Source organism: Qipengyuania citrea (genome assembly GCF_009828015.1).
Classification (GTDB): domain Bacteria; phylum Pseudomonadota; class Alphaproteobacteria; order Sphingomonadales; family Sphingomonadaceae; genus Qipengyuania; species Qipengyuania citrea.
In genome coordinates this window covers 924,290-939,600 of record NZ_WTYG01000002.1, presented here as the reverse complement: position 1 = coordinate 939,600, position 15,311 = coordinate 924,290, and the positions used below count along the sequence as shown (strand labels likewise).

Below are 15,311 nucleotides of genomic sequence, written 5' to 3'. Positions count from 1 at the left end.
GACGAGATTAGAAGAGCGGGGTTTGGCGAGGAGCGGATCATTAGCGTTCTGAAAGAGGCCGAAGCGGGGGCGAGCTGACTTGGTTCGTCGGCCCGGGAAGTCGAAGTATGGCAGGCTTAAGGCTTCCGGGCTCGTCGTTTGCGAACGCTCGAGAGCGAGAGCGCGAAGCTGAAGCGGCTGTCGGCGAATGCGATGCTTGATCAGGCTGCGTTAAAGGATATCCTGGCAAGAAAGTTCTGACGCCCTGCGCGAGGCAGGAAGCTGTTGCTCATCTTCAGGACCGCCATGGGATGAGCGAGCGGCGGGCGTGCCGGGTCATTGATGTTAATCGGGGAGCGTGTGCTACCGTTCCACGAGGGACGATTACGACGAGATACGAGAGAAGCTGCGCGAAGTGGCGAACCAGCGTTGCCGGTTCGACTAACGCCGCCAAACTGGATAAGCAACGGGCTATGCCGCTACGCCCTAACGGCTCCGCTACGCAGTTTATTGCTTCAACCGCGCTCATGCACAGCAAAAGCCACTCGACTCTAATCCTAGCTGGAGGAAAGCTGGGGGTCATGGCAGCCCTGACCAACCGTATCCTTTCCTCCTCGCAATCCGAGATGGGAGACGGATCCGTGATACTCAGTTTGGCGCTTCGCTAATCTCTTCGACCCTCGACCGCAAACTGCGTCGGGGGAAAGCCGCCTGATCTTTTTGGCCTTCGCTTCGTCCTCCAGCCTTTCCTGCAACTTCTTGAGGTTCTATTGTACTCCAGGATTTGTTGAAGACGGCGAGATCGGTGTGGCGATCGGACACACTATTTCACATAGGGTGTGCTTTCCAGGCAACTGTGAGATCGACAAGTTCTTCGCGATAGCTTCGAACCTACTTAATGAAGATCGTGGAGATGGCCTGCTCATCTAGGCCGTAACCGGCTACATTGTCTCAGAAACATATTCTCAACCTTGCACTATGCTGTCATCCCCTTGGCAGCCCGCGGTCGGTGTCCAGCCCTTTGGTGAAGAGGTCGAACTCCAAGCTTATGAGCCGAGAATCGGAAAAAACTAAAAAGGGTGCGGGAAATATTCGTTGCCACCACTAAACGGCACCACGGCGCTTAGGTTTTGAGCGGGGGATCGGGGCATGCGGGCAATCCTTTTTAGGCCTACTGTCATCCCTGCCTTTGGACAGCTGATTGGTACAGTTGCTAGGGACAACTGGGAAACCCTTGGATTCACATCCTTGGAATTCTCCGCTCTTCAGCTATTTTCGAGGCCGCTTGGCTGGGGTGGCAGGGATCGAACCTGCGAATGTCGGTACCAAAAACCGATGCCTTACCACTTGGCTACACCCCAGCAGTGCGCGCCCCTATAGCGTCTCGGGCGGGGAAGGGAAGGGGGTCGGGGCCGATTGCATCCGGCGCTGCGCAAGTTCGCTTTCGAAGTGCGCGATGGTCCGCCGGTCGAGCTTGTAAAACAGCATCGCCACGCCCGCCGGGATTATGATTGCCGCAGGCACGATGGCGAAGGCGAGATCGATGCCTAGACGGGCGTCGGCGGTCTGCACTGCCCCTGCCTCGAAGCCGGTCAGGGCGAACAACAGGCCGGGCAGCGCGGCGCCGATCGCCACGCCGGTTTTAACGGCGAAGACCGCGCCCGATACGGCAAGACCGGTCATCTGCCGCTTGGTCGACCACTCGAGATATTCGGCGATATCGGTGAACATCGAATAGGCGAGCATCATCATCATGCCCAGTCCGACGCCGACGAAGACCTGCGCGGCGGTCTGCGGCCAGACTGCATCGACCGGCATCAGGTGAAACGCGCTGATCGCGGCGACTTCGATGATGCCGGCGACGATGATGAGGTGCGCCTTGTCGAACCGGCGGGCCAGCGATGCGGCGACGAGCACGCCGATCAGCTGCCCCAGCGCGAAGCCGGTATAGAAGAGCCCCACCCGGTCGAGGAACAGGAAGACCGTACGGCCATCGTCGCCCGCGACATAGCGGAACCAGAACAGCGCGCTCGAAGCGCGCGAAGCAAGCGCAACGGGCGTGAGCACGGCCGCGGCGGCGACCGCGATCCACGCCGGGGTCCGGATCAGCAAGCCGATATCGTCGCGGATCCGGCCGTTGGTGGGAGCAGGGGGGATACGTTCGCGCGTGGACGCGAAAGCGATGACCAGTGCGAGCATGCCGGCGCCCGCCAGCACGAACATCGTCAGCATGATGCCGCGTCGTTCGTCGCCGGCGCCCAGTTCGCGCACCAGCGTGGTCGCGACCACCGCCACGCCGACCACCGCCAGCGCGGAAAAGATCATTCGGTAGGCGGCGACCGAGGAACGCGTATCCGCACTTGGCGAAATCACGCCCATCAGCGCCGAATAGGGCACGTTGGTCGCAGTGAAGGCAACCATGGTCAGCGTATAGGTGACATACGCCCAGACCAGCATCGATCCGGGGGTAAGTTCCGGGGCCGCGAAAATGGCGGCGCCGAACAGGCCGAAGGGCACCGCCCCCCACAGCAGATAGGGCCGGTAGCGGCCCCAGCGCGTGCGCGTGCGATCGCCGATGGCCCCCATGACCGGATCTGTGATTGCATCGAAGAACTTGGTCAGCAGCAGCATCAGGCCCATTGCCGCGGGGCCGACGCCGCCCAGCTCTACGAAATAATAGAGCAGGTAGATGTTGAAGAAGTTGATGTAGAGCGACGAGGCGAGATCACCAACGCCATAGCCGAGCTTCTCCAGCCTCCCGACCGGGGGATCCTGATTAGCCAACGCGCGTGCCCTCTCTCCGTTGAGCCGAGGAGAGGGCAGCGCGGCGTCCGAGTCAAGCGGTTGCCGACGAGCGTACTAGAGCGACTTGCCTTCGAAGTCGGCGGCCGAATGCCGTTCGAGCATTTGGGTGTCTTCCTCGCCCCAGGTCTTGTTGACGATGCGGCCCCGCCGCACGGCAGGGCGCTCGGCAATCTGCTTCACCCAGCGATCGACATGTTCGTATTCGTGAATCGAGAGGAAGGTCCTGGCTTCGTTGTAGATGTTGCCGAATACGAAGGGGGCGAACCAGGGGTAGGTCGCAATGTCGGCAACGGTATAGTCGCTCCCGCCCAGATATTCGCTCTCCGCCAGCTGCTGGTTGGCGACATCGAACAGGCGCTTGGTCTCCATGGCATAGCGATTGATGGGATATTCGTATCTCTCGGGGGCGTAGGCATAGAAATGGCCGAACCCGCCGCCGATGAAAGGGGCGCTGCCGACCTGCCAGAACAGCCAGCTGAGCACTTCGGCGCGCCTATGGTCGGTGGGCAGGAAAGCGCCGAACTTTTCCGCCAGATGCATCAGGATGGCTCCGCTTTCGAACACGCGCAGCGGCTCGGGCCCGCTGCGGTCGAGCAGCGCGGGAATCTTCGAGTTGGGATTGAGATCGACGAAACCCGAAGTGAACTGCGCCGCGTCGCCGATATTGACCGTCCAGGCGTCATATTCGGCGCCCGAATGGCCCGCCTCGAGCAGCTCCTCGAACATGATCGTGGCTTTGACCCCATTGGGCGTGGCAAGCGAATAGAGCTGGAAATCGTGCTCGCCCACCGGCAGCGGCTTTTCCTCGCGCGCGCCGGCAGTGGGACGATTGATTCCGGCGAACCGGCCGCCGTTCTCGGTGTCGTTCTGCCAGACTTCGGGCGGGGTGTAGGTGGGGTCGGCCAAGATCGTTCTCCTCTGGTGCGGGGGTAATGCAGCCTCCCGTTCGTCGCAAGTTGGGGAACCGTCCATGCCGTACCAAGGTTCTTCCCTTCGCCATGACGAAGCTCATCTATGTCGACGACGATCTGCCCGGTATCTCCCGCAAGGGAGCGGGCAAGGGATGGGCCTATTACGATCCCGAAGGGCGCCTGATCACCGACCGGGCGGAGAAGCGCCGGCTCAATGCCGTGGCGCTGCCGCCCGCCTATACCGATGCATGGTTCTGCCCGGCCCCCAATGGCCACATCCTCGCGACCGGCATCGACGCCAAGGGGCGCAAGCAATATCGATACCACCCGCAGTTCCGGGCTGCCCGCGAGGGCGAGAAATTCGACAGCTGCATCACATTCGGCAATCTCCTACCGCTCGTGCGCAAGCGGGTGGAGGACGATCTGCGGGGCAACAAGCTGACCCGCAACCGCGCCATCGCCAGCGTGGTCCGCCTGCTCGATCTGGGCGCGGTGCGTGTCGGCAATGAGGGCTATGCCAGGACGAACAAGAGTTTCGGTGCCACCACGCTGCGCAACCGCCATGCCGAACTGACCGGCAAGACCCTGCGGCTGCGCTACAAGGGCAAGGGCGGCAAGCCGCGCGAAGTGACCCTCTCAGATGGCAGCCTCGCCCGGGTGGTGCGCAAGATGCAGGACCTCCCCGGCCAGAACCTGTTCAAATACATCGATGACGACGGCGAGCAGCATGCGGTCGGTTCGAGCGAGGTGAACGCCTATTTGCGCGAGATCATGGGGCAGGATTTCAGCGCCAAGAACTTCCGCACCTGGCACGCCAGCGTCAAGGCGCTGACCTGCCTGCACCAGGCCGAGGGTACGATCCCGATGAAGGAACTGCTGGAGTGCGTTTCCGACCATCTCGGCAACACGCCCGCCGTGGCGCGTAAAAGCTATATTCACCCGGTGTTGTTCGGATTGCTCGACGGGCAGGAAGGCTGGCGCAAGGAGCTCCGGCTGCCGCGCGCGACGCGCTGGCTGACCCGCGAGGAACGCGCGCTGATCGAGCTCTTGCAGGAATGTCCGAAAGCCGAGGATCTGCTGGCCGCCTGAGGCGTGAGCGTGGCAAGCCTCTTCCGCTTTTTGATTTAACGCAGTAAATGGACCGGACCGATGGTGCGGAGCCGTCGAGCGTTCGCCTATGCATCACGGTAGCGGCGGGCATCTGTACTCCGCCGGAAGACTGCCATCATGCACCGGCTTGCCAATTTCGATGTCAGCCGCCAGTTCCTTGCCCGGCGCAGCAAGGTGGCAGCGCAGATCGTGTTCGGCGGAATGTGTGCGGCTGCCATGATCGGGGTGCGCTCGTTGATCGACGTCTGGGCTCCGGTATCGGGACCCTTCGCGCTGATTTACCCCACCGTCCTGCTTGCCACGCTGTACGGCCATTGGCGTGCCGGAGTGGTCGCGCTGGCAGTCACGTTCTGCTGGGCGTGGTTCTTCATCCTCCCGCCGGCGAGATCCTTCCTGTTCGCCGACCCCACCGATCCGGTGCGTGTGTTGCTGAATGCCGCCAGCGCGGTGGTGGTCGTGGTGTTCGCCGAGGCATTCCGCCGCGCCGCCCAGGCGACGCTATCCGAAATCCGCGAACGCGCCGACCGGCGGCTGACGTTGCTGGCGGAGCTCGAACATCGCACGAAGAACAATTTCGCGCTGGTCGCCAGTATGCTCGAACTTCAGAAACGGCGCATCCCGCAGGCCGAACTGCACGCACCGCTCGACGATGCGGTGGGACGGGTACGGACCTTCGCCGATGCCTATTCGGCGCTGGCGCTCGAACAATCGGACGAGCCGAATGTCTCGATCAAGCCCTATCTCGAATTCCTGCTCGACCGGATCGAGGCATCGGCTTTGCCGCCTTCGGTCCGCCTGTTCCGCGAGATCGACGAGGCGACGCTTACGCCCGAAGAGGCGGTGGCGATCGGCCTCTATCTCAACGAAGCCGTGGCGAATGCCTGCAAATACGCATTCCCCGAACAGCGACCGGGGACGATCGCAGTGTTCTTCAACGAGCGCGGTGGAAGCTGGCGTTTCACCATCGAAGACAATGGAATAGGCGCAGAAGCTGCGACCGATCCCAGCGGCGGGCTGGGGAGTCAATTGCTTGCGGCCTTCGCCACTCAGGCGCAAGCGACCCACCACGCCGGGCCGATCCTCAACGGCTATCGCACCGAAATGCGGCGCGAGGACCAGAGCGAACTTGCCTAGGGTAGCCTAAAAGGATACCGCCCGCGAATGCACTTGGCTGGTTTCAAGTTGCGCCGCTGGCGCGAAACGCATGACCCGCCCCTGAGCGCGGACCAGTTCGGCGCGCGCTATGGCCTTCCCAATCCGTGGCCCAGCCGCACCGTCTACGGCTGGGAAGCCAAGGGCAAGATTGCCCGCGCCTCGGTCCAGAAACGCTTGGCCGAGCTGGGCGTTTGCCATCCAGCGGACTGGCTCGAACCGGCACCCGCATCTGGATATCCCGACCCGAAAGGCCCAGCCCGCATGAGTGGCAGCGACACGCATTCCTTCTACGATCTTCACACGCATGGTTTTGTCCGCGTGGCGACCAGCACGCCCAAGGTGCGCACGGCGGATATCGCGTATAATGCGGCTGGCATTCTGGAGACTGCCCGCCAGGCCCACGCGCAGCATGTCGACGTGCTACTCTATCCCGAACTTGCGCTTTCTTCCTATGCCATCGACGATTTGCATCTGCAGATGGCCCTGCTCGACGCGGTCGAGGCGCAGGTCGCCGCGATCGTCGAGGCATCGCGGGATCTTACACCCGTGCTGGTGTTCGGCGCCCCCCTGCGGCGCGGTGGACGCATCTACAACTGCGCGCTGGTCGTGGCGCGGGGCGAACTGCTGGGCGTCGTTCCCAAGAGCTATCTGCCCAATTACCGCGAATATTACGAGAAGCGGTGGTTTGCCCATGGCCGCGACTGCGTCGGTCTGACCATTCGCTGCGGCGGGCAGGAAGTGCCGTTCGGCACCGACCTGATTTTCGCAGCAAGCAATCTGCCCGGTTTCGCCTTCGGAATAGAAATCTGCGAGGATTTCTGGGCGCCCAATCCGCCGGGGACCATGGCTGCGCTTGCCGGCGCTGCGATCCTGCTCAACCTGTCTGCGTCGAACATCGTTATCGGCAAGTCGGACGAACGGCACCTGCTGGCACGCGCCAGTTCGAGCCGGACGCTATGCGCCTATGCCTATTCGGCGAGCGGGCACGGCGAAAGCACCACCGACCTGGCGTGGGACGGGCAGGGCATGATCTATGAGCTGGGCGATCTGCTGGCCGAGAGCCAGCGCTTCGATCTGGAGCCCGAGCTGAGCATCGCCGACGTGGATACGCAGCGCATCCTGTCGGAACGCATGCGCATGCAGACCTTCAACGATGCCGCCGAAGCGGCCGGGCGGCCCGAGGACTGGTACCGCCGCGTCGAATTCGACCATGCGGCCGTGCGCGGGGACATCGGCCTGCATCGTCCCATCCGGCGCTTTCCCTTCGTGCCGAACCGCGCCGACAAGCTGGACGAGGATTGCTACGAGGCGTTCAACATCCAAGTCGATGCACTGATGCGGCGGATCCAGGCGACCAACCCCAAATGCCTGACGATCGGGATTTCGGGCGGGCTCGACAGCACGCACGCGCTGATCGTGGCGGCCAAGGCGATGGACCGGCTGAAGCGCCCGCGCACCGATATCCGTGGTTATACCATGCCCGGCTTCGCGACGTCGAACGACACCAAGTCGAACGCCTGGCGGCTGATGAAGGCATTCGGCATCACCGCCGAGGAGATCGACATCACCGCCACCGCGCGGCTGATGCTGGAGAATATCGGCCATGCCTTCGCCGATGGAGAGCCGGTCTACGACACGACTTTCGAGAACGTCCAGGCGGGCCTGCGCACCGATTACCTGTTCCGCCTTGCCAGCCAGCATGGCGGCTGGGTGATCGGCACGGGCGATCTGAGCGAGCTGGCGCTGGGCTGGTGCACCTATGGCGTGGGTGACCAGATGAGCCATTACGGCGTCAATGCGGGCGTGCCCAAGACGCTGATCCAGTATCTCATCCGCTGGACGACCCAGACCAGCCAGTTCGACGAAGGCGTCGACGCCGTGCTCGCCGATATTCTCGATACCGAAATCAGCCCCGAACTGGTGCCGGCCGGAGAAGATGGCGCGATACAGAGCACGCAATCGATCATCGGGCCCTATGAGCTGAACGACTTCTTCCTTCATCACATCGTACGCTGGGGGCAGAAGCCGAGCCATGTCGCGTTCCTCGCCTGGCATGCGTGGAAAGATGTGCAAGCGGGCCAGTGGCCGATCGATTTCCCCGAAGACGCCAAGAACCACTACGATCTCGCCACGATTGCCCACTGGCTGGAGAAATTCCTCAAGCGGTTCTTCGGGTTCAGCCAGTTCAAGCGCTCGGCACTGCCCAACGGGCCCAAGGTCAGTGCAGGCGGCGCGCTCAGCCCACGCGGCGACTGGCGCGCACCGAGCGATTCGGTGGCCGATACCTGGCTGGCCGAACTGGCCGCCGCCTTGCCCCCGCTCGAGGACTAACGATGTCCTTTCGCGCTTTGCTGATCATGGCGTTCTGCAACATCGCCTGGGCGCTCAACGTCGTGGTCAGCAAGCTGGCGATTACCGACTTTTCCGCTCCGCCGCTGTTCTACGCGCTCGTGCGCTCCATCATCGTCGCGGCGGTGCTGATTCCGCTGCTGCGGCCCCTGCCGGCCAAGCTGTGGCAGGTCCTCGTCATCGGCTTGGCCATCAGCGGCGGATCCTTTGCGCTGCTGTTCATGGGCCTGGAAACCGCCAGCCCGTCGGCCGCCGGCGTCGTCAGCCTGAGCGGCGCGCCGATGACGGTGCTGTTCGCAATCCTCTTCCTGGGCGAAAAGGTGCGTTGGCGGCGTGGGCTGGGCATCGGCCTCGCCTTCGGCGGCGTGCTGTTCGCCATGGCAGGGGAGAACCAGATGCAGACCAGCACCGGGCTGCTGCTGGTATTCCTTTCGGCGATGGTCGGGGCGCTCGGCACCGTTTTCGTTAAGCGTCTCGACCTGTCGTCGATCCGGCTGCAGGGCTGGGCGGCGGTGGCTTCGGTCGCCGTGCTGCTGCCCCTGTCACTTACGCTGGAAAGCGGTCAGTTCGCGGCTCTGGCCGCTTCGCCCTGGGAACTGGCGGCGTGTCTGGTCTTCGCCAGCCTGGTCGTCTCGATCGGGGCGCACACCGCCTATTTCCGCCTGCTTGGCGAATACGACGCTAATTTGGTCGTGCCGCTGACGCTGTTCACGCCGATCCTGACGATCGTGTTCGGCGCGTGGCTGACCGGCGATGCGATCGGCGAGCGGCTGGTGATCGGCGGTGCGATCGCGCTGGCAGGGGTGGCGATAATCGTGCTGCGGCCCAGCGCGACTTTCACGCGCCGGTTCCTGGTGCGCCCGCGTTTCTGATCAGTCGAGCGTGACCGTCCAGCCGTGGGTGTCCTCGATGGCGCCCTTCTGGATGCCGACCAGTTTCTCGCGGATCTTGTGGGTCATCTGCCCGATCCCGCCGCTACCGATGGTGAATTCGCCATCGGGGCCCAGCACGGTGCCGACCGGGGTGACGACCGCGGCGGTGCCGCACGCCATTGTTTCGAGCAGGCGGCCTTCGGTGGCGTCGGCACGCCACTGGTCGATGCTGTACGGTTCCTCGCGCACCTTCAGACCCTCCTCGCGAAGAAGCTGGATCAGGCTGTCGCGGGTGATGCCGGGCAGGATCGTACCCGTCAGCGGCGGGGTGATCACGCTGCCGTCGTCAAACACGAAGAACAGGTTCATCCCGCCCAGTTCCTCGACCCATTTCTTGTCGACCGCGTCGAGAAAGACCACCTGGTCGCAGCCGTTCTCGATTCCTTCGGCCTGCGGGACGAGGCTGGCAGCGTAATTGCCGCCGGTCTTGGCCGCCCCGGTGCCACCGGGGGCGGCGCGGGTGTAATTGCGGCTGACCCAGATTTTCACCGGTTTCGCGCCGCCCTTGAAATAGCCGCCGACGGGCGAGGCGATCAGGATGTACTTGTACTGCCGCGCGGGACGTACGCCGAGGAACGCTTCGGAAGCGAACATGAAGGGCCGCAGGTACAGCGCGCCATCGGGGATCGAGGGGACCCAATCGCGGTCCTTGGCGACCAGCTGGCGGATCGATTCGAGGAACAGCTCTTCGGGCAAGTCGGGCATCGCCATGCGGCGCGCGCTTTCGTTGAAGCGCCGGGCATTCTGTTCGGGGCGGAACAGCGCCAGCGTGCCGTCTTCGCGCTTGTACGCCTTCATCCCTTCGAAGATTTCCTGCGCATAATGCAGCACCGCTGCCGCCGGATCGAGACTGATCGGCTCGCGCGGGCCCAGCGTCGCCTTGTGCCATCCACCAAGATCGGCATCGTAATCGATGACCACCATGTGGTCGGTGAAGAGCGTGCCGAAGCCGGGGTCCATCAGGGCCTGCTGGCGTGTTTCACCGGGGACGGGGGCGGAATGGGGTAGGTGCTCGAAATCCATCTGCGCGCGGGTAATGGGAAGCCGCGCGCGAGGCAAGGTCTTGGAGCAGGCCGGGAATGGGCAGTCGGATCATGGCGCGCAATGCCCGCGAATTGCCGGCGCGGCAAAATGAGAAGGGCAGCCCCACGCCCGTAGGTGGAACTGCCCTTCGCATGGTCAGCGGCGGGAAGTGCCGCTTACGAAGCCTCTAAAAGTATGTTCTACCGATAGTGCCCCGTGCGGAAACTTGCCGACCTCTCTGCTGGACCATGAGACATCGGATCACCTCCTTTCGCGCTGTTTAGAGCCAAAGTACCCCGTCTCCGGGGACCAAGATCGCGTTTCGCCGCTGATCTTGGAAGGCATATTGGAGTCTTCGAGGGGGGCAAAACAACCCTTGTAAAAAAGTTTTCCCACGTCAGACTTGGCGTTTGTGGCTCGGGTCGTTTCCCGGGCCTTTTTTGTGCCGCGAGATCCCGCGTCCTGCGAGAGCGAAGCGGATCGCGACTCCGCCTAGCGACAATCCTCGATCACGCGGGAAACTTCCGCCCAGGGCGGCAGGTAAAGTGTGGACAACCCTGGCGTCTCGACCGCGAATCGTCCGCGCGTCACCGCCATCGCATCGAGCAGCGGGTCATTCGCCGCGAGCGTCGCCGTCAGCGATTGCAGTTCGCGCGCAGCGGGCGTCGCGGCAAGCGTGCGATCGGTGGTTTCGGTGCGGATCGTCATCGTCGCAGGTGCAGCGGCGCTGCCGATACGGCTGAGGGTCACGCGTGCGGCCCCGCGGTCGCAATCGATCGCGAACAGGGGCTTGTCGGCATTTGCACCGAACATGGCCACGCCGCCATCGGCCCCGGCGCGGTAACTCCAGTCGCCCGCGGTTTGCGGCCGGTCGATCCAGTTTTCTGATGCGGGCGGAGCGGGCCGCTGCGGGGCCGGCGCGGTGGCGGTGGGCGTCGGGGTCGGCGTAGGTGTTGGCGTGGGCGCCGGGGTCGAATCGGGCGCGGGCACGCAGGCCGCGATGGTGAAGCTCAGCGCCAGCGCGCCACCCAGATGCACATAGATCGGTTTCATGCATGCACAATGATCGCTAACGCGCATGTTTCCAATGACGAAAAAGATGCGCCTCGATCAGATGCTGGTGGACCGCGGGCTCGTGGAGAGCCGGACGCGCGCGCAGGCGTTGGTCATGGCGGGGCTGGTGTTCAGCGGCGAACAGAAACTGGCCAAGCCCGGTCAGCAATTGCCGATGGACGCGGCGCTCGACGTGCGCGGGCGCGATCACCCCTGGGTTTCGCGCGGCGGCATCAAGCTGGCGCATGCGATCGAACATTTCGACCTCGACCCGCGCGGCGCGGTGGCGATGGATATCGGCTCGTCCACCGGCGGCTTCACCGACGTGCTGCTGCAGGGCGGGGCGGAGCATGTCTTCGCAGTCGACAGCGGCACCAACCAGCTGGCCTGGAAACTGCGGCAGGACGAGCGCGTCACCGTGCTCGAACAGACCAGCGCGCGCATCCTCACGCGGGACATGATCGACCGGGCATGCGACTGGGTGGTGTGCGATGCCAGCTTCATCGGGCTGGCCAAGGTACTCGATCGTCCGCTCCAGCTCGCGGCCCCGCAGTGCCGCCTCGTCGCGCTGATCAAGCCGCAATTCGAGGTCGGGCGCGAGGAAGTGGGCAAGAAGGGCGTGGTCAGCGACCCCGCGCTGCACCGCCGCGTTTGCGACGAAGTGCGCGACTGGATCGAAGGACTGGGCTTTACCGTACAGGGCATCGCCCAAAGCCCGATCACCGGCCCCGAAGGCAATGTCGAGTTCCTCATCAGCGCCGAGAGAAGCGCGCCGCGCGATTGACCTTGCGCCTCGCTTGGCACTAGTCGCACATCAAAACCTATTCACGGAGAGAGCATGTCCGCCAATATCGCCGAAATGGAACGCCGCCGCGATGCCGCCAAGATGGGCGGCGGGCAGAAGCGGATCGACGCGCAGCACGCCAAGGGCAAGCTGACCGCGCGCGAACGGCTCGACATCCTGCTCGATGAAGGCAGCTTCGAGGAACTCGACACCTATGTCGAACATGACTGCGTCGACTTCGGCATGCAGGACCAGAAGATCCCCGGCGACGGCGTGGTCACCGGGTCGGGCACGATCAACGGCCGGCTGGTCTATGTCTTCAGCCAGGATTTCACCGTCTTCGGCGGCTCGCTGTCGAAACGCCATGCGGAGAAGATCTGCAAGGTGATGGACACCGCGATGAAGGTCGGCGCGCCGGTGATCGGCCTCAACGACAGCGGCGGCGCGCGCATCCAGGAAGGCGTCGCGTCGCTCGGCGGCTATGCCGAGGTGTTCCAGCGCAACGTGCTCGCCAGCGGCGTGGTGCCGCAGATCAGCCTGATCATGGGGCCATGCGCGGGCGGGGCGGTCTACAGCCCGGCGATGACCGACTTCATCTTCATGGTCGAAGATTCGAGCTACATGTTCGTCACCGGCCCCGACGTGGTGAAGACGGTTACCAACGAGGTCGTCACGCAGGAAGAACTTGGCGGTGCGAAGACGCATACGACCAAGACCAGCGTGGCGGACAACAGCTTCGAGAACGACATCGAGACGCTGCTCGCGACGCGCGATTTCTTCGATTACCTGCCGCTGTCCAACCGCGAGGACGTGCCTGAGCGTCCGACCTCGGACGCCTGGGACCGCGAGGAACCGAGCCTCGACACGCTGATCCCCGACAATGCCAACCAGCCTTACGACATGCACGAAGTCATCCGTAAGACGCTGGACGAAGGCGATTTCTTCGAAGTCCAGCCGGGCCATGCGGCGAACATCATCTGCGGTTTCGGCCGGGTCGAGGGGCGCACGGTGGGCGTCGTCGCCAACCAGCCGATGGTGCTCGCGGGCGTGCTCGACATCAACAGCTCGAAGAAGGCCGCGCGCTTCGTGCGCTTCTGCGATGCCTTCGAAATCCCGATCCTGACCTTCGTCGACGTGCCCGGCTTCCTTCCCGGCACCAGCCAGGAACACAACGGCATCATCAAGCACGGCGCGAAGCTGTTGTTCGCCTATGCCGAAGCGACCGTGCCCAAGATCACCGTGATCACCCGCAAGGCCTATGGCGGCGCGTACGACGTGATGGCCTCCAAGCACCTGCGCGGCGACCTCAACTACGCTTGGCCCACTGCCGAGATCGCAGTGATGGGCGCCAAGGGCGCGGTGGAGATCATCTTCCGCCAGGACCGCGACAATCCCGACAAGATCGCCGAGAAGACCAAGGAATACGAAGACCGCTTCGCCAACCCCTTCGTCGCGGCAAGCCGCGGCTATATCGACGAGGTGATCTACCCGCACTCGACGCGCAAGCGGATCGCGCTGGGGCTGAGGAAGCTACGGACGAAGCAGCTCGAGAACCCGTGGAAGAAGCATGATAATATTCCGCTGTGAGTGACGGTCGCAAACATTGGGCGCAGTCGACTGCTGAGCCCGAGGAGGGGGCGCCTCCCGGAGTTCGTCCAATTAGCACTGACGCGCTTAATCATCTGGGCGTGGATTCGAACGGCGAGCTCTATTGGATCGACACGAAGATACTTACCGCCAAGAAAGAGTTTCGTCTCAGCATTTTCCAAGGGACGCTTGCGACTTTAACTGCGCTGTCTGCAGTGATTGCCGCAGGTGCAGCGTGCGTCTCCGCGTATGTTGATTGGAATGGGAATTCGAACGCGGCTCCAGCGCAACTAGAGGACCAGATGAAATGAAACTCGGCCGTCTCAACCATATCGGCGTCGCGACGCCTTCGATCGCGGAATCGCTGCGTTATTATCGCGATGTCATGGGCGCGAGCATCACGCATGAGCCTTTCGATCTCGAGGAGCAGGGGGTGACAGTCTGCTTCGTCGATACGCCCGGCGAAAACGGCACCCATGGCACGCAGATCGAGCTGATCGAGCCGCTGGGCGAGCAGTCCACGCTGACCGGTTTCCTCGTCAAGAACCCCGCAGGGGGACAGCATCATGTCTGCTACGAAGTCGAGGACATCGAGGACGCGCGTAAGTGGTTCGAGGACATGGGTAAGCGGATCCTCGGCCCCACGCGTATCGGCGCGCATGGCACGCCGATCTTCTTCCTGCACCCCAAGGACATGATGGGCCAGCTGACCGAGATCATGGAAACGCCCAAGGACGACGCGCACTGGTCGAACTGAGGGGGTTGGGAAATCTGATCGTGCCCTAACCAACCTTTTTCGTCACCCCCGCGCAGGCGGGGGTCCAACTTACCTTGCGAGTTTGAGCGACCGTTATCTGGATCCCCGCCTGCGCGGGGATGACGAGAAAAGACGGCGGAAATGAGAGGAACTTCGATGCTATTCTACGACAGTCCCAACCCGGCGCCCAATCCGCGCCGTGTGCGTATCTTCGCCGCCGAGAAGGGCATCGAACTGCCGAGCACGGAAGTCTCGATCCCCAAGCGCGAGCAGAAGGCGGAGGACTTCGTCGCCAAGAACCCGCGTGGGCAGACGCCGATCCTCGAGCTCGATGACGGCACGGTGATCGCCGAAAGCGTCGCGATCATGCGCTATCTCGAGGCCGAGCATCCCGAGCCGCCGCTGTTCGGTACCACCTCGCGCGAAATCGCGGAAATCGAGATGTGGTGCCGCCGGGTCGAAATGATCCTCATGCCGCCGGTCGGCGCGGTGTGGGTGCATACGCATCCCTTCACCGCCGCCCTGCCTGGGCGCAATGCGGAGTGGGGTGAGGCCAACCGGCCGCGGGTGGCCGAGGCGATGCGCTTCTTCGACGAATCGCTCGGCGCGCGCGACCACCTTGCCGGCGACGATTTCTCCGCCGCGGATATCCTGCTGCTGACCACGGTCGATTTCGCCAAGTTCGTCGGGCTCGAAATGCCCGGGGAATGCGCGGCGCTGGCGGCATGGCACGAGCGGGTATCGGCACGGCTCAGCGCGGCCGCCTGAAGCCCACCCGCTGCGCAAGCCTCTTGCACGCGGGCGTCATCGCAGCCAAGGTCGGTTGCGAAACGAAACGAAACTAACCAATAGCACCCTGGAGAGAG

The 15,311-nt window shown here is 63.5% G+C and carries 12 protein-coding genes, 1 tRNA gene and 1 pseudogene; 9 read left to right on the top strand and 5 right to left on the bottom strand.

The features are described 5' to 3' along the window. Positions 1–6: 6 nt before the first annotated feature. Positions 7–418, top strand: a pseudogene (locus GRI55_RS10020) (IS3 family transposase); the annotation flags it as partial. Between the two features lie 847 nt (positions 419–1,265). Here the strand turns inward: GRI55_RS10020 and GRI55_RS10015 are convergent. The 3 genes from GRI55_RS10015 to yghU form a co-directional block, all read right to left on the bottom strand. Beyond that, positions 1,266–1,340 (bottom strand) — tRNA-Gln (locus GRI55_RS10015). A gap of 13 nt (positions 1,341–1,353) precedes the next feature. Next, on the bottom strand, positions 1,354–2,763 hold the full coding sequence (locus GRI55_RS10010) for an MFS transporter (protein WP_160767019.1): 1,410 nt from the start codon (positions 2,761–2,763) through the stop codon (positions 1,354–1,356). Between the two features lie 75 nt (positions 2,764–2,838). Then, a complete protein-coding gene (yghU, locus tag GRI55_RS10005) occupies positions 2,839–3,690 on the bottom strand; it encodes a glutathione-dependent disulfide-bond oxidoreductase (RefSeq protein ID WP_202392410.1) in 852 nt (283 codons plus the stop codon). Between the two features lie 92 nt (positions 3,691–3,782). Between yghU and GRI55_RS10000 the strand changes: the two genes are divergently transcribed. The 4 genes from GRI55_RS10000 (at position 3,783) to GRI55_RS09985 (ending at position 9,181) form a co-directional block, all read left to right on the top strand. Beyond that, complete coding sequence (locus GRI55_RS10000) at positions 3,783–4,784, top strand: DNA topoisomerase IB (RefSeq protein ID WP_160767017.1); 1,002 nt, start codon at positions 3,783–3,785, stop codon at positions 4,782–4,784. Between the two features lie 138 nt (positions 4,785–4,922). Continuing rightward, positions 4,923–5,939 (top strand): sensor histidine kinase, encoded by a 1,017-nt coding sequence (locus GRI55_RS09995; protein WP_063507071.1) that lies wholly within the window; start codon positions 4,923–4,925, stop codon positions 5,937–5,939. Between the two features lie 282 nt (positions 5,940–6,221). Then, a complete protein-coding gene (locus tag GRI55_RS09990) occupies positions 6,222–8,291 on the top strand; it encodes an NAD(+) synthase (RefSeq protein WP_160767077.1) in 2,070 nt (689 codons plus the stop codon). Between the two features lie 2 nt (positions 8,292–8,293). Then, a complete protein-coding gene (locus GRI55_RS09985) occupies positions 8,294–9,181 on the top strand; it encodes a DMT family transporter (RefSeq protein WP_050599943.1) in 888 nt (295 codons plus the stop codon). On the opposite strand, the gene GRI55_RS09980 is transcribed toward GRI55_RS09985, so the two are convergent. Both GRI55_RS09980 and GRI55_RS09975 read right to left on the bottom strand, forming a co-directional pair. Beyond that, positions 9,182–10,264, bottom strand: coding sequence for a branched-chain amino acid aminotransferase (locus tag GRI55_RS09980; protein WP_050599942.1), 1,083 nt, complete (start codon positions 10,262–10,264; stop codon positions 9,182–9,184). It abuts the gene before it with no gap. 492 nt (positions 10,265–10,756) lie between these two features. Next, positions 10,757–11,317, bottom strand: a complete 561-nt coding sequence (locus GRI55_RS09975; protein WP_160767016.1) for a hypothetical protein — start codon at positions 11,315–11,317, stop codon at positions 10,757–10,759. A 46-nt stretch (positions 11,318–11,363) separates the two neighbouring features. Here GRI55_RS09975 and GRI55_RS09970 point away from each other — a divergent pair, with 46 nt between their 5' ends. The 4 genes from GRI55_RS09970 (at position 11,364) to GRI55_RS09955 (ending at position 15,213) form a co-directional block, all read left to right on the top strand. Beyond that, the gene (locus tag GRI55_RS09970; RefSeq protein ID WP_331251266.1) at positions 11,364–12,101 is read left to right on the top strand and encodes a TlyA family RNA methyltransferase; all 738 of its coding nucleotides are present in this window, start codon (positions 11,364–11,366) and stop codon (positions 12,099–12,101) included. Between the two features lie 54 nt (positions 12,102–12,155). Then, positions 12,156–13,688, top strand: a complete 1,533-nt coding sequence (locus GRI55_RS09965; RefSeq protein ID WP_063511210.1) for an acyl-CoA carboxylase subunit beta — start codon at positions 12,156–12,158, stop codon at positions 13,686–13,688. A gap of 307 nt (positions 13,689–13,995) precedes the next feature. Further along, complete coding sequence (gene mce, locus GRI55_RS09960; protein WP_160767014.1) at positions 13,996–14,445, top strand: methylmalonyl-CoA epimerase; 450 nt, start codon at positions 13,996–13,998, stop codon at positions 14,443–14,445. Between the two features lie 156 nt (positions 14,446–14,601). Then, complete coding sequence (locus GRI55_RS09955; protein ID WP_160767013.1) at positions 14,602–15,213, top strand: glutathione S-transferase family protein; 612 nt, start codon at positions 14,602–14,604, stop codon at positions 15,211–15,213. Positions 15,214–15,311: the final 98 nt, after the last annotated feature.